Source organism: Cupriavidus sp. (assembly GCF_057315035.1).
In genome coordinates this window covers 116,568-138,156 of sequence record NZ_DBHKYV010000012.1, presented here as the reverse complement: position 1 = coordinate 138,156, position 21,589 = coordinate 116,568, and the positions used below count along the sequence as shown (strand labels likewise).

Genomic DNA, 21,589 nt, shown 5'->3' with positions numbered 1-21,589 from the left:
TGCACCTAGTAAATCTCCGAGAGTAAGATCGCGCCAATCGGGCATCCTGCCGTTGCTACGCGTATGTAGCGGCCAGGGGTGCCAAACGCCTTACCACGATCCGCTGGAGAACCGCCCGCATGGCCACCACCACCCTCGGCGTCAAGCTCGACGACGCCTCGCGCGAACGCCTCAAACGTGTCGCCCAATCGATCGACCGTACGCCGCACTGGCTGATCAAGCAGGCGATCTTCACGTACCTGGAGCAAGTGGAGCGGGGTCATCTGCCGCATGAGGCAGGCACGGGTGTGCCGGGCGATGCCGATGGCGCCGACACGGGTGACATGGCGCAAGGCGATGCGATGCCGCAGCCGTTCCTGGAGTTCGCCCAGAGCATCCAGCCGCAATCGGTACTGCGCGCGGCCATCACGTCGGCCTACCGCCGCCCGGAAACCGAGTGCGTGCCGGTGCTGCTGGAACAGGCGCGCCTGCCGCAAGGCCAGGCCGACGCCGCGATCAAGATGGCCAAGACGCTCGCGCAAAAACTGCGCGAGAACAAGGTGGGTACGGGCCGTGAAGGCCTGGTGCAAGGCCTGATCCAGGAATTCTCGCTGTCGTCGCAGGAAGGCGTGGCGCTGATGTGCCTGGCCGAAGCACTGCTGCGCATTCCCGACAAGGCCACGCGCGACGCCTTGATTCGGGACAAGATCAGCGGCGCCAACTGGCAGTCGCACCTGGGCCAGAGCCCTTCGCTGTTCGTCAACGCGGCCACCTGGGGCCTGCTGCTGACCGGCAAGCTGGTGGCCACGCATACCGAATCCGGTCTGTCGAAGGCGCTGACGCGCATTATCGGCAAGGGTGGTGAGCCGCTGATCCGCAAGGGCGTGGACATGGCCATGCGCCTGATGGGCGAGCAGTTCGTCACCGGCGAAACGATTTCCGAAGCGCTGGCCAATGCGCGCAAGTACGAAGCCGAAGGCTTCCGCTATTCGTACGACATGCTCGGCGAAGCGGCGATGACCGAGGCCGATGCCCAGCGCTACCTGGCGTCGTACGAGCAGGCCATCCACGCGATTGGCCAGGCTTCGCGCGGCCGCGGTATCTATGAGGGTCCCGGGATCTCGATCAAGCTGTCGGCGCTGCACCCGCGCTACAGCCGCGCCCAGCATGAGCGCGCGATCACCGAACTGTATGGCCGTCTGAAGAGCTTGACGCTGCTGGCGCGCCAGTACGATATCGGCATCAATATCGATGCGGAAGAAGCCGACCGCCTGGAAATCTCGCTCGACCTGCTCGAACGGCTGTGCTTCGAGCCCGAGTTGGCCGGCTGGAACGGCATCGGCTTCGTGGTACAGGGCTACCAGAAGCGTTGCCCGTTCGTGATCGACTACCTGATCGACCTGGCGCGCCGCAGCCGCCATCGCCTGATGATCCGCCTGGTCAAGGGCGCCTACTGGGACAGCGAAATCAAGCGCGCCCAGGTGGACGGGCTGGAAGGCTATCCGGTCTATACGCGCAAGGTCTACACCGATGTGTCGTACGTGGCCTGCGCGCGCAAGCTGCTGTCGGTGCCGGACGCAATCTATCCGCAGTTCGCCACGCACAACGCGCACACGCTGTCGGCCATCTACCAGATCGCTGGCCAGAACTACTACCCGGGCCAGTATGAGTTCCAGTGCCTGCATGGCATGGGCGAGCCGCTCTACGATCAGGTCGTGGGTCCCATTGCCGATGGCAAGTTCAACCGCCCGTGCCGCATCTACGCACCGGTGGGTACGCACGAGACGCTGCTCGCCTATCTGGTGCGGCGCTTGCTGGAGAACGGCGCGAACACGTCGTTCGTGAACCGCATCGCCGATGAAACGATCGCGCTGGACGAACTGGTGGCAGATCCCGTGGCGGTGGTCGAGCAGATGCACCAGACCGAGGGCGTGCTGGGCCAACCGCATCCGCGCATTCCGCAGCCGCGTACGCTTTATGGCAAGTCACGCGCCAACTCCGCCGGCATCGACCTGTCGAACGAACACCGGCTGGCGTCGCTGTCGTCGGCATTGCTGTCCGGCACCAGCGAGTCGCATCGCGCCGACCCGTTGCTCGGTACCGATGTGCCGCGCGGTGACGCGAAGTCTGATCCGGTGCTGAATCCGGCCGATCATCGCGATGTGGTGGGTCAGGTCAGCGAAGCCACGCCGCTTGAAATCGAAGCCGCGCTGGCGGCCGCGGTGAACGCGGCGCCGATCTGGCAGGCCACGCCGCCCGAAGTGCGCGCCGCCGCGCTGGAACGTGCCGCCGACTTGATGGAAGCCCAGATGCAGTCGCTGATGGGCATCATCATGCGCGAAGCCGGCAAGACCTTCTCGAACGCGATTGCCGAAGTGCGCGAGGCCGTGGACTTCCTGCGCTACTACGCGGTGCAGGTGCGCGAGACGTTCTCGAACGATACCCATCGCCCGCTGGGTCCGGTGGTCTGCATCAGCCCATGGAACTTCCCGCTGGCGATCTTCACCGGACAGGTGGCCGCGGCGCTGGCCGCCGGCAACCCCGTGCTGGCCAAGCCGGCCGAACAGACGCCGCTGATCGCGGCTGCCGCGGTGCGCCTGCTGCGCGAAGCGGGCGTGCCGGCCGGTGCCGTGCAATTGCTGCCGGGACGTGGCGAAACCGTGGGTGCCGCGCTGGTGGGCGATACGCGCGTCAAGGGCGTGATGTTCACCGGCTCGACCGAAGTGGCGCGCCTGCTGCAACGCAACCTGGCAGGCCGGCTTGACGCCGCTGGCCGTCCGGTGCCGCTGATCGCTGAAACCGGCGGGCAGAACGCGATGATCGTCGATTCGTCGGCGCTGGCCGAACAGGTGGTGGGCGACGTGGTGTCGTCGGCATTCGATTCGGCCGGCCAACGCTGCTCGGCATTGCGCGTGCTGTGCCTGCAGGAAGACGTGGCCGACCGCATCCTGGAAATGCTCAAGGGCGCCATGGGCGAACTGACGCTGGGCAACCCGGATCGCCTGCCGACCGACGTGGGCCCGGTGATCGACGAGGAAGCGCGCGGCAATATCGTGCGCCATGTCGAGGCCATGCGTGCCAAGGGGCGCCGTGTGCATCAGGCCGATTCGGCAGCCGCGCAATCGGCGGCCTGCCGCCATGGCACGTTCGTGCCGCCGACGCTGATCGAACTCGATTCGATCGAAGAACTGCAGCGCGAAGTGTTTGGCCCGGTGCTGCACGTGGTGCGCTATCCGCGCGCCGCGTTGAACACGATGATCGACCAGATCAACGCTACCGGCTACGGCCTGACGCTGGGCATCCACACCCGCATCGACGAGACCATCGCGCATATCGTGGAGCGCGCGCATGTGGGCAACCTCTATGTGAACCGCAATATCGTGGGCGCGGTGGTGGGCGTGCAACCGTTCGGTGGCGAGGGCCTGTCGGGTACCGGCCCGAAGGCGGGTGGACCGCTGTACCTGCATCGTCTGCTGTCGGTCTGCCCGCAGGATGCGGTGGTGCGCGCGGTGCGTGCCTCTGACATCAACGGTGGCACCGCCACCGTCCCGGTGTCGCCCGAGCTGGCCGCGTTGAAGGCCTGGGCGCAGGCCGGCCAGCCGGAGCTGGCGGCCGCATGCGAGCGCCTTGCTGCCGCATCGGCGTCGGGTCTCACCGCCACGCTGCCGGGTCCCACGGGCGAACGCAACACGTACTCGCTGCTGCCGCGCGACCGCGTGCTGTGCCTGGCGCAGACCGAGTCCGACCTGGCGCTGCAACTGGCCGCCGTGCTGGCCGTGGGTGCGCAGGCGTTGTGGGTTGACACACCCGTGTCGAAGACGCTGTTGGCACGCCTGCCGGCCGCAGTACAATCGCGCGTCCGCGTGGTTTCCGACTGGAAGTCGGCCGACACCGCGTTCGACGCGGTACTGCATCACGGCGATTCCGACCAGCTGCGTACCGTGTGCGAGCAGGTGGCCACGCGTCCCGGCCCGATCGTCGGCGTCCAGGGTCTTGCCCAGGGTGAACCGAATATCGCGCTGGAGCGTTTGTTGATCGAACGTTCGCTGTCCGTCAACACGGCGGCGGCGGGCGGCAATGCAAGTTTGATGACGATCGGCTAAGGCGCTGCCTGCCGACGGAAGTCAGAAGCGTGTGGCGGGGGCCGGCGATCCCGACCCCGCCCGCAACCCAGGAACGGACGGTGCTGCCAACGCCGATCCGCAAATATGCCGACACCGGCACCATATGGCACCCTATGGGACCCAAGGAGAACTGATGAGCTCGACATTCCGCAAGACGGCCATGACCGTTGCCATGGCCGTTGCTGGCCTGACCGCCGCCTCGGCCGCTTTCGCCCAGGCACAGGAAATCAAGCTGGGCTACGCAGGCCCGCTGACCGGCGGCCAGGCGCAATACGGCAAGGACATGCAGAACGGCATCGTCCTGGCTATCGACGACATGAACGCCACCAAGCCCAAGATTGGCGGCAAGGAAGTCAAGTTCGTCCTGGTCTCCGAAGACGACCAGGCCGACCCGAAGACCGGTTCGGTCGTGGCCCAGAAGCTGGTGGACACCGGCATCCAGGGCATGCTCGGCCATTTCAATTCGGGCACCAGCATTCCCGCGTCGATGGTCTACAACCGCGCCGGCATTCCGCAGATCGCCATGGCCACGGCGCCTGAATACACGCGTCAGGGCTTCAAGACCACGTTCCGCATGATGACGTCCGACACGCAGCAGGGTTCGGTGATCGGCGCCTACGTGGTGAAGAAGCTCGGTGCCAAGAACATTGCCATCGTGGACGACCGCACGGCCTACGGCCAGGGCCTGGCCGACGAGTTCGAGAAGGCTGCCAAGGCTGCCGGCGGCAAGATCGTGCGCCGCGAGTTCACGAACGACAAGGCCGTGGACTTCAAGGCGGTGCTGACCAACATCAAGCGCAGCAATCCGGACGTGATCTTCTACGGCGGCGCCGAAACGCAGTCGGCCCCGATGGCCAAGCAGATCAAGGAGCTGGGCATCAAGGCACCGGTGGTGTCGGGCGAAATGTCCAAGACCGACAACTTCCTGAAGCTGGCTGGCGCGGCTGCCGATGGCACCGTGGTGTCGCTGGCTGGCCTGCCGCTGGAGCAGATGCCCGGCGGCGCTGCCTACGAGAAGAAGTACGAGAAACGCTTCGGCTCGAAGGTGCAGACGTACTCGCCGTACGCCTATGACGGCGCCACCGCGATGATGACCGCGATGGTCAAGGCCGGTTCGGCCGATCCGGCGCGCTACCTGCCGGTGCTGGCTGCGACCAACATGCAGGGCGTGACCACCAAGACGCTGGCCTACGATGCGCGCGGCGACCTGAAGGACGGCGGTATCACCGTCTACAAGGTCCAGGGCGGCAAATGGACCGTACTGGAGACCGTCGGCGGCAAGTAATTCCGGCCGTTGAATACGGGCCAGCCTGACGCCTTTCCTGCGTCGTGCTGGCCGGCAGAACTGGCGCCACGCGGAGTGCTCCGCGGTGGCGCTTTTTTGTTGGTGGAGCACCGTGTTCATGCAAGGTCAATCGTAAGCAGACTGTTTTTTCCCGTTGTTCTCTGAAAGGTGTGCCGCGCCGATAGCGCATAATTCGGCTTTTGCTGAATTCTTGAAGGAGCGGGCCGTGCAGGATGTCCGTTACGAGCACGCGATCGCGCTAGCCAATGCCGGGCGCCATGAAGAGGCGCTGCAGATTGCCGACCAGTTGTGGGCGGCGTACCCCGAAGTCGTGGACTACGCCGCGTTGCGCGCGCAGTTGCATGCCGACCGTGGCGATGGCGCCGCCGCGCTGGCCGCGCTCGATGAAGCCATGGCGCGCCTGCCCGATCTGCCGCTGGCGCCGATGCACCGCTGGGCATCGCGCGGTGCGCTGGCCCATCTGTATGGCACGCTGCTGATGCGCGAAGGCCGCGATACCGATGCGCAACCGTGGTTGCACGAGGCTGCCCGCCGCAATGGGCTGGCAACAGGAGAATGGGCCGCGCACTTCTACGCCGGCTTCGTGGCCTTCCGCCTCAATGATTTTGCGCTGGCCGGGCGCTACTGGCACGATCTGCTGTACCGCGCGCCTGACCTGGGTGCTGGCGACATCCTGCCGCTGGTGCAGGACTATGTGGCACGCAGCGATGCCGCGGAACAGCTTGGCGAGCCGCTATTGCGGATCTGCCTGGGCCGCATCGCGCTGGATTCCCCGGAACTGCTCGACCTGACCCCGGCCGCTGGCGACACCCTGGCCGCGGCACAGGCCGAGCGCGTGCTGGCCGAACAGCCCGATCATCCCGAGGCCCGCCGGCTGCGTGCCCCGCTGCGCGTGGGCAGCGACCCCGCCGGGGCCATCGACGATATCGATACGTATCTGCGGCAGCGCCCCGATCCGCTGGCACAGGTACGCGCGCTGACCTGGCGTCACCAGGTTCACGCGGCGGCAGGCGCCAACGCGCCCGCCCAACCGGCCTGGACCGGCTTTGCGATGACCGCTGACGCGGACGATGGCGCGCTGTACCTCCAGGCGGCCACCGCGCTGGGCAGTTTCCTCGACGAGGTGCCTGCCTCGCAGGCAGCGCTCAAGCCGATGCTCGAAGCCGCCTGCCGCAAGGGCCTGGCCTGCTTCGAGGCGTACTTCGCCACCGGCGAGGGCGATGTCGGCGGCCATGGCGGCAATGCCGATCCGCACCTCTATTCATTGCTGTGCCGGTTGCTGGCGCGCACGCTGCCCGCGGATGCCGCACACCTCGAGGAAAAGGTCGCGCTGCACCGCAAGGGCATGGCTGCCAGCGACTTCATCGACCATTGGATCGACCTGCTCGACGCCTACGCATCGGCGGGCCAGCACCAGCAGGTGGTGGACCTGTCCGGCGAAGTGTTGAACCGCTATCCCGTGGAACGCAATCCGGCCGACGTAAGCTGGGCCTTCAGCCGGCTGGTGGCGGCCTGGGCGGCTATCGGCGGGCGCGAGGCCACGGAATCGGCCAGCGCCGCACTGGCGCATATGGATGCGCGTCTCGACGCCTTGCCGGTCGAAGCCCGTAGCGAGGGGGCGCACGCCATGGCCCATGCGCGGGCGCACTACGGTGCGCTGTTGCAGACTGGCATGGCGTCGATGGACGAGCACGACAAGGCCGATGCGATTGCCGAGCTTGAAGCGCTGCAGCGCCGTTCGATGCTGGTCGAGGACGCCTGGCTGTGCGGGCGCTTTGGCCAGATCTGGCGTGACCTGGGCGACACCGGGCGCGCCTTGCCGCTGTTCGAACAGGCGGTGGCGCTTGGCGAAGGCGATGCGCGTGCGCAGGCGTCTGCACGTGTGCAGCGCGCGAAGCTGCTGGTGGAACTCGAGCGCCATCCCGAAGCGCTCACCGATTTCCAGCTGGCCTTTGCCACCCGTGACGGCTGGGATGCACAGACCTGGCTGGTGGCCGTGCAGGCCGCGCTGGGCATGTCGCAACGTGAAACCGCGCTCGAATGGTTCGAGAAGGCGCGGGCGCTGGATGGCGGTAACGGCACTACGCGCGGACTCTATGCAAAGGTGGAAACCGCACTGAAGGCCACTCGGCCGAAATGGAAAGTCTGGGGCGTCTGAACCGGTGCGCCATGAATGTGGCCTATCGCACAGGACGATTCTGATTTTGCAAGTCCTACAAATCAGCGATCGCGCTTGATTGCCGATTTTAGTGAGAAATGAAGATAGTTGGCGGTACGTTGCGGAAAGTGTCGGACAAGCACTGACACTTTAAGACGTGTCCTTCCGTTACCATGTCGCGCATGAACGGATTAAGCCAACTATTTCCCTCGTTGCCGCTGGCGCCGGGCGGGCTGTTCTGGGTGGGTCTCGCGCTGGTTGGCGCGGGCCTGGCCGGAGAGGTCTGCCGCCGCTGGCTGGGCTGTCCGCGTATCGTCGGCTACGCGGTTGTGGGGCTGTTCGCGGGCATGCTCGGCCGCAGCATCGTCGACGACAACATGATCACGCAGACGCGCGTGCTGATCGACATGGCGCTGGCATTGGCGCTGTTCGAGCTCGGGCACCGGCTGTCGCTGTCCTGGCTGCGCGCAAACCGATGGCTGCTGTTCACCAGCGCCGCGGAAAGCCTGCTGACCTGGGGGCTGGTGGCCACCGTGCTGCAATGGCTCGGCGCGTCGCCCGGCGTGGCCATCCTGGCGGGCGGCATCGCCGTAAGTACCTCGCCGACCATCGTGCTGCAGCTCAAGAACGAATTGCGCGCCGAAGGCCAGGTCACCGAGCGGCTCATGGCGATGGCCGCGCTGAACTCGATCTACGCCGCCGCCATCGTGCAGGTTGCGACTGGCTGGCTCCATTCCGAGTACGGCAATATCGGCGCCGCGCTGCTGCATCCGCTCTACCTGCTCGTGGGCTCGTGCCTGCTGGCATGGGTGGTGGGCAAGGTGGGCCATGCGATCTATGCGCGCATGTCGGCCGATGACCACTACAGCTTCCTGGTGCTGGTCGGGCTGGTGCTGTTCACGCTGGCGCTTACGCGCGTACTGAAACTGTCGATGCCGCTGACGCTGATGCTGGCCGGGGTCGTATTCAAGCATCAGGACCGTCAGCCGCATGTGTGGCCCACGCACTTTGGCAGCGCGGGGAGCCTGCTGATCATCGTGATGGTGGTCTCGCTGGGCCTGCCGCTGACCGCACACGACTGGGTGATTGGCGGCACATTCGCGGTGGCACTGGTGGTCTTCCGCCACGTTGCCAAACTGGTGGGCGTGGTCTCGCTGGGATCTTTTTCGGGGCTGAGCCTGCGGCAATCGATGGCGCTTGGCCTTGCGCTGGCGCCGATGTCGGGGCTGGCCTATCTTCTGATGAACGACGTGGCCCGCCTGTATCCTGGCACGGGCGCGCCGCTGGCATCGATCATCCTGTGTGCACTCGCGATCGAGCAACTGCTTGGCCCGATCATCGCAGCCTGGGCGCTGCGTTATGCGGGTGAGTCGCGGATCAATGGAGGAGGGCGCTGATGTCGCTCGAACCGTTCAAGCATTCCGAGGCGCTGACCTTTGGTGTCGAGCTGGAATTGCAGCTCGTCAATCGCCATGACTACGACCTGGCGCCGTTCGCACCGGACCTGCTGCGCGCGCTGAAAGGGGCGCAGCATGCCGGCGATATCAAGCCCGAGATCAGTCCATCGATGATCGAGATCAGCACGGGCATCTGCCGCGACTATGCGCAGGCGCTGGAAGAACTGACCGTGATGCGCGACCTGATGATCAACGCATCACGCGGGCTGAACCTGGGGATCTGCGGTGGGGGCACCCATCCGTTCCAGGTCTGGTCCGACCGAACCATCTCGGACTCACCGCGCTACCAGTACATCTCCGAACTCTATGGCTACCTGGCCAAACAGTTCACGGTGTTCGGCCAGCACGTCCATATTGGCTGCCCAAGCGCCGACGAATCACTGTTCCTGCTACACGCGATTGGCCGCTATGTGCCGCACTTTATCGCGTTGGGCGCATCGTCGCCGTATGTGCAGGGCGTGGATACCGGCTTTGCGTCGGCACGCCTGAACTCGGTGGCGGCATTCCCGATGAGCGGCCGTGCCCCGCATGTGCTGACGTGGGATGGGTTCGGGGCTTACTTCGAGAAGATGCGCGCCACCGGCGTGATCGAGAGCATGAAGGACTTCTATTGGGATATCCGTCCCAAGCCCGAGTTCGGCACGATCGAAGTTCGCGTGATGGATACCCCGCTGACCGTGCAGCGCGCCTGCGATATTGCCGCCTATATCCAGGCGCTCGCGCGTTACCTGCTGTTGTCGCGGCCGTTCATGCCGCAGGAAGACGACTACCTGGTGTACACGTTCAATCGCTTCCAGGCCTGCCGGTTCGGACTCGAAGGCGAGTACGTGCATCCGAATGAACTGACTCGCATGCCGATCGCGGACCATATCCTGTCGATCTGCGATGCGCTGGAACCGCATGCGGAGGCGCTGGGTTCGCTGCAAGCGCTGGCGAACATTCGCGCGCAGGCGGCCAGTCGCGATAACGATGCGCATTGGGTACGCACGGTCAACGATGAGGCCCACAGCCTGCGCGATACGGTACGGCGTACGTGTGAACGCTGGGAGGCGTAACCGGATACCGATGCAGATTCACTGCACCGAATATCCCTTGCCAGACATGCAGGCTTTCCACGCCTGCCAGTAAGTCCCCATCGCCTGATCCTTGCTGGCCGCAGCTTGCGAGTTGGCGGCGTTGGTCTGGCGGCGCTCCTGCCGATGCGCCATGCCGCCGGCCATCGTTCCCGTTGCCGCGCCAACCGCGGCGCCCTTGCCTGCATCCCCACCAATCGCACCGGCTACCGCACCCACGGCCGCCCCGCCTGCCGCCCCGCGCACGCGCTGGCCACCCTGTGCCTGGGCCGGTGGCGGTGCCTGCGCGACCGCTGCCGGATCGATGCCGGTCTGTTGCTTGGCCCAGCTATAACAGGCGCCGTCGTCACTGGCCTGTTGTTGTTGGGATTGGCCTTTGGCGGGATAGGCAACGGGCTTCTGCGGCATGGACTGTGCCTGCACCGTCAGGACTGCCATGGCAGTGGCGCTGGCGAGCGCCAGCCTGCGTAAGTTGCGGATCGTCATGCTTCGTTCTCCTCGGTCCCGGGATACGGCACACGTGCGCTGATCAGTATTGCAGCGGGAGAAGCGAAGTCAATTGAATTAGTTGATGCGCGGTAATAAGTGCAATCAGGCGCCGTGCGGCACGCTTTCCCCGTCGCGTCCCGTCACCAGCCCAAGCTGCTGGTTGGCAGGCACGGCAACGTCGATCAGCTTTGGACGTGGCAGATTCAGCCCACGCATCATCACGATGAACTCGTCGCGTGTGCGGCCCGCGATACGGCTGTTGGTGGCGCGCTCGTGGCCGATCGTTGACGCCGTACGCCCCTTATAGTCGTGCGCCGGGTACACGTACGTGTCGTCGGGCAACTTGAAGAGCTTCTGCGTCAGGCTGTCGAACAACGTGCCGGCGTCACCCGACTGGAAATCGGTGCGGCCGCAACCGTCGATCAGCAAGGCATCGCCGGTGAAAATGCGACGCACCACCATGCCATCGGCGGTGGCCTCTTCCCACAGGTAGCTCATGCTCCCAGCGGTATGGCCGGGTGTATGGATTGCATGGAGCACCTGCTTGCCGAACGAAATGGTGTCGCCATCGATCAGTTGCTTCTGTGCGGGCTTGATATCGCAGCCCGACGGGGCAGCGGTGCCTGCGCCGGTCAGTTGGGCGAGATGGCCCGCGGACGTGATGTGATCGGCGTGCGCATGGGTCTCCACCACCCACACCAGCCTGGCCCCGGTCTGTTTCAGCAAGGCCTGGTCGCGCTCGTACTGGCGATCGACCGGGTCGATCAGGACTGCCTCGTGTGTATCGGCGTCGATCAGCAGATAGGTGAAGGTGGAGGACGTGTCGTCAAACAGCTGATGAAAGGTCTGCATGGCCGTATTTTTCTTTGGCAAACCGAAAGTGCTTCCATCATACGTCGTTGGCTCGCGCCGGCAAACGTGTTCAACATTCGACGATATTGACAGCGAGCCCACCGCGCGCGGTCTCCTTGTACTTGGTCTTCATGTCGGCGCCGGTCTCGCGCATGGTCTTGATGACCGAGTCCAGAGACACATAGTGCGTGCCGTCGCCGCGCAACGCCATGCGCGCCGCATTGACTGCCTTCACGGCCGCCATCGCGTTGCGCTCGATGCACGGAATCTGCACCAGGCCACCCACCGGATCGCAGGTCAGCCCGAGGTTGTGCTCCATGCCGATTTCGGCGGCGTTCTCGACCTGCTCCGGGGTGCCGCCAAGTACCGCCGCCAACGCGCCGGCGGCCATCGAACACGCGACGCCGACTTCGCCCTGGCAGCCCACTTCGGCGCCCGAGATCGACGCGTTGAGCTTGTAGAGCAGCCCGATAGCGCCGGCGGTCAGCAGGAAGTCGACCACGCCCTGGCGATTCGCACCGGGAATGAAGCGGTCATAGTAGTGCAGCACCGCGGGGATGATGCCGGCGGCGCCGTTGGTTGGCGCAGTGACCACGCGGCCGCCCGCGGCATTTTCCTCATTGACGGCGATCGCATAGAGATTGACCCAGTCCATCACCGAAAGCGGATCGGACAGCGCGCGTTCGGCCTGCTGCGTCAAATGGCGATACAGCTCGGGGGCGCGCCGCTTCACCTTGAACGGGCCCGGCAGTTGGCCATCGGTGCGGCAACCGCGCGATACACATTGCTGCATGACGTCCCAGATATGCAGCAGGCCATTGACCACTTCGGTTTCGGAGCGCCACGTCAGCTCGTTCTCGCGCATCAGTTGCGCGATCGACTTGCCATTGGCATGCGCCATGTCCAGCATCGCCCGTCCGCTGCGGAACGGATGCGGCAACTGCATCTCCGCCACCTGCAGCTGGGTATTTGCCGCCCCGGCCGTGACCACGAAGCCGCCGCCCACCGACAGGTAGCGTGCTTCGCGCAAGGTGTTGCCATCGGCATCGTACGCATGAAACTTCATGCCGTTCGGATGCTCGGCCATCGCTTCGCGACGATAGAACGCAATATGCTCGCGCTCGACGAACGGCACCGTATGCTTGCCCAGCAGCGTGAGCAGTTTTCCCGAACGCAAGGCGGCCAGCTTTTCGTCGATGGCGTCCGGATCGACCGTGTCCGGCGCTTCACCCATCAGGCCCAGGATGACACCCTTGTCGGTGCCGTGACCCTTGCCGGTCGCACCGAGCGACCCGTACAGCTCCGCGCGCACGCTTGCCACCTGGGGTAGCAGGCCATCGCGTTCCAGGCCCTGCGCGAACATCAGGGCCGCGCGCATCGGACCCACGGTGTGCGAGCTCGACGGGCCAATGCCCACCTTGAACAGATCGAAAACGCTGACTGCCACGGCTGACTCCAGGAATATGCCGGCGCTAGACCGGCGTGTCGATATCGAACCTGTCCGGCTGGCGCCATAGCGTGCCGGGGGTGGTGTGATCGGAGGAATCGAGCGGCCGCTCCTTCATCTTCACACTGATGGAGCCGTCGGTTTCGAGAATGGCGAAATGCACGTCATCCACGCGCGTACAGCCGTTGCGCCGCAGTGCCTTGTGCAGTTCATGCGTGCTGATGCGCTCGCGGCGCATCACTTCCTCGAACACCTGGCCCTGGTGGATCACGATCTGCGGCCGGCCGCCGACCAGCGCTTCGAAGCGCCGGCTGCGCCAGGTGAAATAGCCAAGCGTGCTATCGGTCAGGAACAGCGTGCCCGCCAGGATCAGACCGCCCAGTACCGAGTTGTCGCCGGCGTTCATCGCGTTCTGCACCGCGTTCGAGATGATCAGCAGCAACACCAGGTCGAACGGTGTGAGCTGGCCAATCTGGCGTTTGCCCGACAGGCGCATCAGCACCAGGATGGCCACATAGACGATCAGCCCGCGCACTACGAATTCCCACCAGGGAACACTCAGCGTCCACATGAATGAGACCTCCGCTCCGGAACCGCGCCGCACGCCGGCGCTCGCAGTTTGAGCATAGCCTGTGGAAGGCGTCCGCGTGTATCGGACGCCGCCCGACAGGCTAACGGGCTAACGGGCTAACGGACTGAGCGGCGCACTCCGGCTTACTCTTCTGCGTACTCGCTCATCGGCACGCACGAGCAGAACAGGTTGCGGTCGCCGTACACGTTGTCGGCACGGCCCACCGGCGGCCAGTACTTCTGCGTGCGCAGCGATGCCACCGGGTACGCGGCTTCCTCGCGCGTGTACTTGTGATTCCACTCGTTACCGACCACCACGGCCGCGGTATGCGGTGCGTGCTTGAGAGGATTGTCGTCGCGGTCGAAGCTGCCGTCTTCCACGCGCGCGATTTCGCCACGGGTGGCGATCATGGCGTCGATGAAGCGGTCGAGCTCGTGCAACGCCTCGCTTTCGGTCGGCTCGATCATCAGCGTGCCCGGCACCGGGAAGCTCATGGTCGGGGCGTGGAAACCGTAGTCCATCAGGCGCTTGGCTACGTCCTCGTTGGAGATGCCCGTGGTTTTCTGCAGCGGACGCAGGTCCAGGATGCACTCGTGCGCCACCAGGCCGTGCTGGCCCGTGTACAGCACCGGGAAGTGCGGCGACAGGCGTCGTGCCACATAGTTGGCGGTCAGGATCGCATTCTCGGTGGCGGCGGTCAGGCCGCTCGAGCCCATCATGGCGACATACATCCACGAGATCGGCAGAATGCTGGCCGAGCCGAACGGCGCGGCCGAGATGCCGCCGATGCCGTTGTCGTCACGACGGTAGCCAACGCTGTCCTGGTTCGGCAGGAAGTCCGCCAGGTGCGCGCCTACCGCGACCGGGCCCACGCCGGGGCCTCCGCCGCCGTGCGGAATGCAGAACGTCTTGTGCAGGTTCAGGTGCGACACGTCGCCACCGAATTGGCCCGGCGCGGCCACGCCGACCATTGCGTTCATGTTTGCGCCGTCGACATAGACCTGGCCACCGTGCTGGTGCACGATCTCGCAGATCTGTTGCACGCCCTGTTCGAACACGCCATGCGTGGACGGGTACGTGATCATGATCGCGGCCAGGTTCTTGCTGTGCTGCTCGGCCTTTTTCGCCAGGTCTTGCAGGTCGACGTTGCCGTTCTCGTCGCAGGCCACCACCACCACCTTCATGCCGGCCATCTGGGCCGATGCCGGGTTGGTGCCGTGCGCCGACGACGGGATCAGGCAGATGTCGCGATGGCTTTCACCACGGCTGGCGTGATACGCGTGAATGATCAGCAGGCCTGCGTACTCGCCCTGCGAGCCGGCGTTGGGCTGCAGGCTCACCGCGGCATAGCCGGTCGCCGCGCACAGCATGGCTTCGAGCTGGTCGATCATCTCGCGGTAGCCCACGGTCTGGTCCAGCGGTGCGAACGGATGGATGTTGCTGAATTCGGGCCACGTCACCGGAATCATTTCGCTGGTGGCGTTGAGCTTCATCGTGCATGAACCCAGCGGAATCATGGTGCGGTCCAGCGCGAGGTCCTTGTCGGCCAGCGAGCGCAGATAGCGCAGCATCTCGTGCTCGGCGTGGTGCGTGTTGAACACCGGGTGCGTCAGGTAAGCACTCTGGCGTGCCAGCGCAGCCGGGAAGCCCTCGCCAACCGTGGCTTCGATCTTGTCGAACTCGGGTACCGGCTTGCCGTGCGCGAAGATTTCCCACAGCGCGATCACGTCATCGCGCGATGCGGTCTCGTCCAGCGAGATGCCGATGCGCGTGGCGCCCGCATGGCGCAGGTTGATGCCGCGCGCAGTAGCCGAGGCATGGAACGCTTCGGTGTTGAAGCCGGTTTCCAGTGTCAGCGTATCGAAGAACGTGGCATTCACTGGCGTATGGCCCAGCGTCTTCAGGCCGGCGGCCAGCGTGGCGGTCAGGCGGTGAACGCGTTGCGCGATGCGCTTCAAGCCCTGCGGGCCATGGTAGACCGCGTACATCGACGCCATTACGGCCAGCAGTACCTGAGCGGTACAGATATTCGAGGTCGCCTTCTCGCGACGGATGTGCTGTTCGCGGGTCTGCAGCGCCAGGCGATAGGCTTTGTTGCCTTGCGCGTCGATCGTTACGCCCACCAGGCGGCCCGGCATCGAACGCTTGAAGTCGTCCTTGACGGCCATGTAGCCCGCGTGCGGACCACCGAAACCCAGCGGCACGCCAAAGCGCTGCGAGTTACCCACCGCCACGTCGGCACCCCATTCACCCGGCGCCACCACCAGCGTCAGGGCCAGCAGGTCGGCGGCAGCCACCACGAGGCCACCGGCCGCATGCACGGCTTCGGCGATCGCGCGGTAGTCGGCGACATCGCCGTTCACGCCCGGGTACTGCAGCAGCACGCCGAATGCATGCGCCTGCGCGGCGTCGGCCGCAGGGCCGACCTTGACTTCGATACCGAGCGGCAGGGCGCGCGTGCGTACCACTTCCAGCGTTTGCGGCAGCACGTCGTCGGCCACGTAGAACGTGTTCGATGCGTGCTTGTTCACGCGTTGCAGCAGCGTCATGGCTTCGGCCGCGGCGGTGCCTTCATCGAGCATCGACGCATTGGCGATATCCAGGCCGGTCAGGTCAGTGACCATCTGCTGGAAGTTCAGCATGGCTTCCAGGCGACCTTGCGAGATTTCGGGCTGGTAGGGCGTGTACGCGGTGTACCAGGCCGGGTTCTCGAAGATATTGCGCAGGATGACGCCCGGCGTGAGCGTGTTGTAGTAGCCCTGGCCGATAAAGGTCTTGAGCACGCGATTCTTGCCAGCCAGGCCGCGCAGGCGGGCCAGTGCGGCTTCCTCTGTCAGCGGCGCGGTGAATTCACCAAGCGACATGCCATCGCGGCGGCGGATCGCGGCGGGCACCACGGCGTCGATCAGCGCGGCGCGGCTGTCAAAGCCGAGCACCTTGAGCATGTGTTGCTGTTCGGCGGAGTCGGGGCCGATATGGCGAGCGGCGAAGGCGTCGCGCGCCTCCAGTTCGGCCAGCGTGGGCCGTGCACCTTGGGCGGCAGCGTTCATGGGAAGCGGGGCGTTCATGGCAAGGAATCTCGTGGGGCACGCGGCGGCAGGTGGTCAGCCTGGCCGCCGCGCGCGGCATCAAACAGTCAGCGCAATCAGGCGCCGACGCTGGCCTTGTAGGCGTCGACGTTCATCAGGCCGTTCACATCGTCGCCGTTGGCCGGCTTGAGCTTGAACAGCCATGCATCGAATGCGTTGGCGTTGACCGATTCCGGCGCAGCCGAGGCGGCGTCGTTGACGGCGATCACTTCGCCGGCTACCGGCGCGTAGATGTCGGAAGCCGCCTTGACGGACTCCACCACGGCCAGCGCGTCGCCAGCGCCGACCGACTTGCCCACTTCAGGCAGTTCCAGGAATACGATGTCGCCCAGCGCGTCCTGCGCGTGGTCGGTGATGCCGATCGTCAGCGTGCCGTCGGATTCGACGCGCACCCATTCGTGCGACTCGGTGTACTTCAGGTCAGCGGGGAAATTCATGAGGTTCTCCGGGATACAGTGTGTTTCTTGTTTCAAGCACCCGCCGCAGCATGTGGGCTCGAGCGGACGGGTGAAAGGGCGACCGTTGTTGTGAAGCCGGGCGATGCCTCAGCTCACGAGTGCCTTGCCATTGCGCACAAACGGCAGTTTAACCACAGTCGCGGTCAGTTTGCGGTCGCGAATCTCGACCTGGACGTCGGTACCGGGCGTGATCTCGCGGGGCAGGCTGGCAAAAGCGATCGACAGTTGCAGCGACGGGCTGAACGTGCCGCTGGTGATCTCGCCGTCGCCGGCTGCGGTAATGACCTTCTGGTGCGCGCGCAGCACGCCACCCTTGTCGCGCAGGATCAGGCCCGCGAAAGTCTTGCGTTGTCCGTCTTGCTGCAATGCGGCCTTGCCGACGAAATCGCGCTCGCTTTGCAGGTCCACGGTCCAGGACAGGCCCGCGTCGAGCGGCGAGGTGTGAATATCCATGTCCTGGCCATACAGGTTCATGCCGGCTTCCAGGCGCAGCGTGTCGCGTGCGCCCAGGCCGGCAGGGCGTACGCCCGCGGCGGACAGCTTTTCCCAGATCCCGGCGACGTTCTCGGCGGGCACCACCAGCTCGAAACCGTCTTCACCGGTATAGCCGGTACGCGCCACCATCAGTTCGCCCATGCCGGGGTCCTGCACGACGAGCGCATTGAACGGCTTCAGCGCCTCGGCGGGCTGGGTGGACGGGAACGCCTGATAGACCTTGGCGCGCGCATTCGGGCCTTGCACGGCCACGATGGCCAGCTTGCCGGCGCCGGCCGGCGCCACATCGCCGCGGCGCGGGGTGATGGTCACGCCGCTGCCGGTGGCGGCATTGCGCGTCACGATCCATTCGAGATCGCCGACGGCCGTGCTGGCATTCACCACCAGGCGGAAATGGTCCTCGGCAAAGAAGTAGACGATCAGGTCGTCGATCACGCCGCCTTTTTCATCGAGCATGCACGAATACAGTGCCTTGCCCGGTGTTTGCAGCTTGTCCACATTGTTGGCCAGCAGGCCGCGCAGGAAAGCACGTGTGTTGGCGCCATGAAGGTCCACCACGCACATGTGCGAGACGTCGAACATGCCGGCATCGGCGCGCACGGCATTGTGTTCCTCGATCTGCGAGCCGTAGTTGACCGGCATGTCCCAGCCGCCGAAGTCGACCATACGGGCGCCGAGGGCGCGGTGGATAGCGTTGAGGGGCGTGGCCTGGAGCGTCATGGGTATCCTCGGATCGAAAACGAAAAAAGGGTCATCCGCCGCAACGCTCGGCCGCACCAATGTGCAACCAATCCGCTGCGGCGGATGACCCCTCTGTCCTCGATACCTGAGAGATTACAAAGCTTGCGCTTCGTGCGCCCCTTCGGTGGACATGCTCACCCTGCATTCAGCAGCGGCGGATGTCGCTCTCCAGAGTGCGGCATGCATTGTGTGCATGTTGCATGCCGATCCGGTCGGTCCATGGTGCCTGAGAGTTTTTGGGTAGTTCCCCTTCGGCGGCGCAATGACTGCGCGCTCTCCCGGCCGGATGCGCGAGAATGTACGGGACCGGTCTGCCTTTGTCAAACGCGGGCAGCCGGTCTCGCCCCCGGCATTGATCACCGGACCCCCGGCCGGCTAGCGGCGGTCCTTCGTCACCACGTTACCGACCACGCCACCCACGGCCGCACCGCCCAGCGTACCCAGCGCGCTACCGTCGGTCAGTACGGCGCCGCCCAGCGCACCCGCACCCGCGCCGATTGCCGTATTCCGTTGTTTCGGGGTCATGTCGGCGCAACCGGCAAAGGTCACCAGCGTCACGCCGATCAGCGCCACTTTTGAAAGCGTGCGAACTGTTTTCATGATGGGCTCCTTGAGGTCATCGATGTCATCGTTTCCGATGTGTTGAAGTTGTCTCCCGTGACGGTGGCGCAGCGCGCCTGAACCGGGCGGTCGTGATCGATAAGAGGCAAGCTCCATGCCCCGGGTGCGGTCGCTTTACGATTGTTACCGTCGTGAAACGCCTGCTGTCGGACACCGCCGGACAAGCCTGCCGCGGGCTTGAGCGCGTGTTAACATCGACGCCTTTCGCGACACGCCTGCCGCGTGCGCTTTTCGCCCTCTCGCCGGTTTCATTCCCTGCCTCATGACCCACGGACTCAACGCCGCGCAATCCGAAGCCGTCCGCTACCTGGACGGCCCCTGCCTTGTGCTGGCGGGCGCCGGCTCCGGCAAGACGCGCGTGATCACGCAGAAAATTGCCCACCTGATCGAGGACAAGGGGTTCGAGCCACGTCACATTGCGGCGGTGACCTTCACCAACAAGGCGGCCAAGGAAATGCAGGAGCGCATTGGCAAGCTCATGGAGGGCAAGACCACGCGCGAAGGGAAGCGCATTCCACTCAAGCAGCTGACCGTTTGTACGTTTCACTCGCTCGGCGTGCAAATCTTGCGCATGGAAGCCGAGCATGTCGGGTTGAAGCCGCAGTTCTCGATCATGGATTCGGACGACTGCTTCGGTCTGGTGCAGGAGCAACTGGGCACCACCGACAAGAAGCTGATCCGCAGTGTGCAGGGCACCATCTCGCTGTGGAAGAACGGCATGGTCGATCCCGAGACGGCGCTCGCGCAGGCGGCCAACGCCGATGAGCACCAGGCGGCCATGGTGTATCGCAACTACGTGGCCACGCTGCATGCCTACCAGGCGGTGGATTTCGACGACCTGATCCGCCTGCCCGCCGAACTGTTCGCGCGCGATGAAGCGGTGCGACTGAAATGGCAGAACCGGCTGCGCTATTTCCTGGTCGACGAATACCAGGACACCAACGCCTGCCAGTATCAACTGCTGAAGCTGTTGGCAGGCGGCTCGCATTTGCGCGCACCGGCGTTCACCGCGGTGGGTGACGACGACCAGGCCATCTATGGCTGGCGCGGTGCCACGCTCGACAACCTGCGTTTGCTGCAGACCGATTTCCCCGATCTCAAGGTCGTCAAGCTCGAACAGAACTACCGTTCGACGGTGCGCATCCTGGAGGCGGCCAATGCGGTGATCGCCAACAATCCAAAGCTGTTCGACAAGAAGCTGTGGTCGGAGCACGGCATGGGCGACCCGATTGCCGTGCACCCGATGAACGACGAAGAGCACGAGGCGGAGTCGGTGGTGTTCCGCTTGTCGGCGCACAAGTTTGAACGGCGCGCGCAGTTTCGCGATTACGCGATCCTCTATCGCGGCAATCACCAGGCGCGGCTCTTCGAACAGATCCTGCGCCGCGAGCGGATTCCGTATGTGCTGTCCGGTGGCCAGAGCTTTTTCGACAAGGCCGAGATCAAGGACATCTGTTCCTACCTTCGCTTGATTGCGAATCCCGACGATGATCCTGCGTTCATCCGCGCGATCACCACGCCACGGCGCGGGGTCGGCAATACCACGCTGGAAGTGCTCGGCACGTTCGCGGGGCAGGCCAAGGTATCGCTGTTTGAAGCCGCGATGATGGGTGGCATCGAGGCGAAGCTGCAGCCGCGCCAGCTGGAACCGTTGCGCGTGTTCTGCGAATCGATGGTGCGGCTGGCCGATCGCGCGGAGAAGGATCCGGCCACGGTGTTGCTCGATGACATGATGGAAGGCATTCACTACGAAGCCTATCTGTACGACACCTTCGACGAACGGCAGGCGCAATCACGCTGGACCAACACGCTCGAGTTCCTGGACTGGCTCAAGCGCAAGGGCACGCGGCCCGAAGCGGAAGGCGAGGGCGAGGCCACCGGCTTCGACAATGCCGATGGCTTTGGCGACGAAGGCAAGAACCTGCTCGAACTGACGCAGACCGTGGCGCTGATGAGCATGCTCGAAGGGCGCGAGGAAGATCCCGATGCGGTGCGGCTGTCGACGCTGCATGCGTCCAAGGGCCTCGAATACCCGCACGTGTTCCTGGTGGGCGTGGAAGAGGGCATCCTGCCCCATTCCCGCGAAGACGAGGACATGGGCGACGACAAGATCGAGGAAGAGCGCCGGCTGATGTATGTGGGGATTACGCGCGCGCAGCGTAGCCTGCAGATCAGCTGGTGCAAGAAGCGCAAGCGTGCACGTGAAACCTACTCGGTCGAGCCATCGCGCTTTATCGCCGAGATGAAACTCGACGATGGCCCGGCGGTGCCCCAGGACGAAACCCCGGCGATGAGCCCCAAGGACCGGCTGGCCGGACTCAAGGCATTGCTCGGCAAGCCCGCCGGCTGAGTTTGATACAAGCCTGACAAGATTTCGGCGCGCAGGCTGACTACGATTGCATCGCGCAAGAACGTTTTCGGCGTTCCTGCGCCACACCGTGCCCGCCCTTCGGTGACGGTGTGGCTGGGCGCATGCGAGCCCGGCTTCTTCCCTGTTGAGCGCTCCTGGTTGCGGCAGCACCGGGAGCGTTTTTTTCGAATCCCCTATGTGCTTTTCTCCCCTCTCCCGCGAGCGGGAGAGGGGCCGGGGGAGAGGGCAAGCCTCTCAAATCCCAATAGCGCGCTGCATGTGTCGCTCAATGCACGTATCAATCCTGATACAAAGCCGGCATTCCCTGTAATAGGCTAGCTGGTACATTGGCCGATCAAATTTTTCGCCTCGTATCGTT

Annotated in this window: 14 protein-coding genes and 2 riboswitches; of the genes, 6 read left to right on the top strand and 8 right to left on the bottom strand. The window is 64.8% G+C overall.

Annotation, left to right across the window (positions count from 1 at the left end; all coding sequences use genetic code 11):
- Positions 1–119 precede the first annotated feature (119 nt).
- The 5 genes from putA (at position 120) to ACO550_RS17080 (ending at position 10,079) form a co-directional block, all read left to right on the top strand.
- Positions 120–4,082, top strand: coding sequence for a trifunctional transcriptional regulator/proline dehydrogenase/L-glutamate gamma-semialdehyde dehydrogenase (gene putA / locus ACO550_RS17100; RefSeq protein ID WP_315593027.1), 3,963 nt, complete (start codon positions 120–122; stop codon positions 4,080–4,082).
- A 154-nt stretch (positions 4,083–4,236) separates the two neighbouring features.
- A complete protein-coding gene (locus ACO550_RS17095) occupies positions 4,237–5,388 on the top strand; it encodes an ABC transporter substrate-binding protein (protein ID WP_315593026.1) in 1,152 nt (383 codons plus the stop codon).
- 226 nt (positions 5,389–5,614) lie between these two features.
- On the top strand, positions 5,615–7,567 hold the full coding sequence (locus tag ACO550_RS17090; protein ID WP_315593025.1) for a hypothetical protein: 1,953 nt from the start codon (positions 5,615–5,617) through the stop codon (positions 7,565–7,567).
- Between the two features lie 173 nt (positions 7,568–7,740).
- A complete protein-coding gene (locus tag ACO550_RS17085) occupies positions 7,741–8,964 on the top strand; it encodes a cation:proton antiporter (RefSeq protein WP_315593024.1) in 1,224 nt (407 codons plus the stop codon).
- On the top strand, positions 8,964–10,079 hold the full coding sequence (locus ACO550_RS17080; RefSeq protein WP_315593023.1) for a YbdK family carboxylate-amine ligase: 1,116 nt from the start codon (positions 8,964–8,966) through the stop codon (positions 10,077–10,079). Before ACO550_RS17085 ends, ACO550_RS17080 begins: the two co-directional genes overlap by 1 nt.
- 18 nt (positions 10,080–10,097) lie before the next feature.
- On the opposite strand, the gene ACO550_RS17075 is transcribed toward ACO550_RS17080, so the two are convergent.
- The 8 genes from ACO550_RS17075 to ACO550_RS17040 form a co-directional block, all read right to left on the bottom strand.
- Positions 10,098–10,583 (bottom strand): YMGG-like glycine zipper-containing protein, encoded by a 486-nt coding sequence (locus ACO550_RS17075; protein WP_485994909.1) that lies wholly within the window; start codon positions 10,581–10,583, stop codon positions 10,098–10,100.
- Positions 10,584–10,688: 105 nt separating this feature from the next.
- Positions 10,689–11,438, bottom strand: coding sequence for an MBL fold metallo-hydrolase (locus ACO550_RS17070; RefSeq protein WP_315593022.1), 750 nt, complete (start codon positions 11,436–11,438; stop codon positions 10,689–10,691).
- A gap of 70 nt (positions 11,439–11,508) precedes the next feature.
- On the bottom strand, positions 11,509–12,885 hold the full coding sequence (locus ACO550_RS17065; RefSeq protein ID WP_315593021.1) for an L-serine ammonia-lyase: 1,377 nt from the start codon (positions 12,883–12,885) through the stop codon (positions 11,509–11,511).
- Between the two features lie 25 nt (positions 12,886–12,910).
- Entirely contained in the window at positions 12,911–13,456 is a 546-nt protein-coding gene (locus ACO550_RS17060) for a DUF421 domain-containing protein (RefSeq protein ID WP_315593020.1), read from the bottom strand.
- A 143-nt stretch (positions 13,457–13,599) separates the two neighbouring features.
- The gene (gcvP, locus tag ACO550_RS17055; protein WP_315593019.1) at positions 13,600–16,524 is read right to left on the bottom strand and encodes an aminomethyl-transferring glycine dehydrogenase; all 2,925 of its coding nucleotides are present in this window, start codon (positions 16,522–16,524) and stop codon (positions 13,600–13,602) included.
- A gap of 77 nt (positions 16,525–16,601) precedes the next feature.
- The gene (gcvH, locus tag ACO550_RS17050; RefSeq protein WP_315593018.1) at positions 16,602–16,982 is read right to left on the bottom strand and encodes a glycine cleavage system protein GcvH; all 381 of its coding nucleotides are present in this window, start codon (positions 16,980–16,982) and stop codon (positions 16,602–16,604) included.
- A gap of 108 nt (positions 16,983–17,090) precedes the next feature.
- Positions 17,091–18,218, bottom strand: a complete 1,128-nt coding sequence (gcvT, locus tag ACO550_RS17045) for a glycine cleavage system aminomethyltransferase GcvT (protein WP_315593017.1) — start codon at positions 18,216–18,218, stop codon at positions 17,091–17,093.
- 83 nt (positions 18,219–18,301) lie between these two features.
- Positions 18,302–18,421, bottom strand: a riboswitch (glycine riboswitch).
- 21 nt (positions 18,422–18,442) lie between these two features.
- Positions 18,443–18,530: riboswitch (glycine riboswitch) on the bottom strand.
- An 84-nt stretch (positions 18,531–18,614) separates the two neighbouring features.
- Positions 18,615–18,839: a YMGG-like glycine zipper-containing protein gene (locus ACO550_RS17040; RefSeq protein ID WP_315593016.1), complete on the bottom strand. Its 225-nt coding sequence runs from the start codon at positions 18,837–18,839 to the stop codon at positions 18,615–18,617.
- 283 nt (positions 18,840–19,122) lie between these two features.
- Here ACO550_RS17040 and ACO550_RS17035 point away from each other — a divergent pair, with 283 nt between their 5' ends.
- On the top strand, positions 19,123–21,210 hold the full coding sequence (locus tag ACO550_RS17035; protein ID WP_315593015.1) for a UvrD-helicase domain-containing protein: 2,088 nt from the start codon (positions 19,123–19,125) through the stop codon (positions 21,208–21,210).
- Positions 21,211–21,589 lie beyond the last annotated feature (379 nt).

Excerpts from the sequence above, each read along its gene's own strand:
- putA (WP_315593027.1), top strand. The coding sequence starts at position 120 with ATGGCCACCACCACCCTCGGCGTCAAGCTCGACGACGCCTCGCGCGAA.
- ACO550_RS17085 (WP_315593024.1), top strand. The coding sequence starts at position 7,741 with ATGTCGCGCATGAACGGATTAAGCCAACTATTTCCCTCGTTGCCGCTG.
- ACO550_RS17075 (WP_485994909.1), bottom strand. The coding sequence starts at position 10,583 with ATGACGATCCGCAACTTACGCAGGCTGGCGCTCGCCAGCGCCACTGCC.
- ACO550_RS17060 (WP_315593020.1), bottom strand. The coding sequence starts at position 13,456 with ATGTGGACGCTGAGTGTTCCCTGGTGGGAATTCGTAGTGCGCGGGCTG.
- gcvT (WP_315593017.1), bottom strand. The coding sequence starts at position 18,218 with ATGACGCTCCAGGCCACGCCCCTCAACGCTATCCACCGCGCCCTCGGC.
- ACO550_RS17070 (WP_315593022.1), bottom strand. The coding sequence starts at position 11,438 with ATGCAGACCTTTCATCAGCTGTTTGACGACACGTCCTCCACCTTCACC.
- ACO550_RS17035 (WP_315593015.1), top strand. The coding sequence starts at position 19,123 with ATGACCCACGGACTCAACGCCGCGCAATCCGAAGCCGTCCGCTACCTG.
- ACO550_RS17040 (WP_315593016.1), bottom strand. The coding sequence starts at position 18,839 with ATGAAAACAGTTCGCACGCTTTCAAAAGTGGCGCTGATCGGCGTGACG.
- ACO550_RS17080 (WP_315593023.1), top strand. The coding sequence starts at position 8,964 with ATGTCGCTCGAACCGTTCAAGCATTCCGAGGCGCTGACCTTTGGTGTC.
- gcvP (WP_315593019.1), bottom strand. The coding sequence starts at position 16,524 with ATGAACGCCCCGCTTCCCATGAACGCTGCCGCCCAAGGTGCACGGCCC.
- gcvH (WP_315593018.1), bottom strand. The coding sequence starts at position 16,982 with ATGAATTTCCCCGCTGACCTGAAGTACACCGAGTCGCACGAATGGGTG.
- ACO550_RS17095 (WP_315593026.1), top strand. The coding sequence starts at position 4,237 with ATGAGCTCGACATTCCGCAAGACGGCCATGACCGTTGCCATGGCCGTT.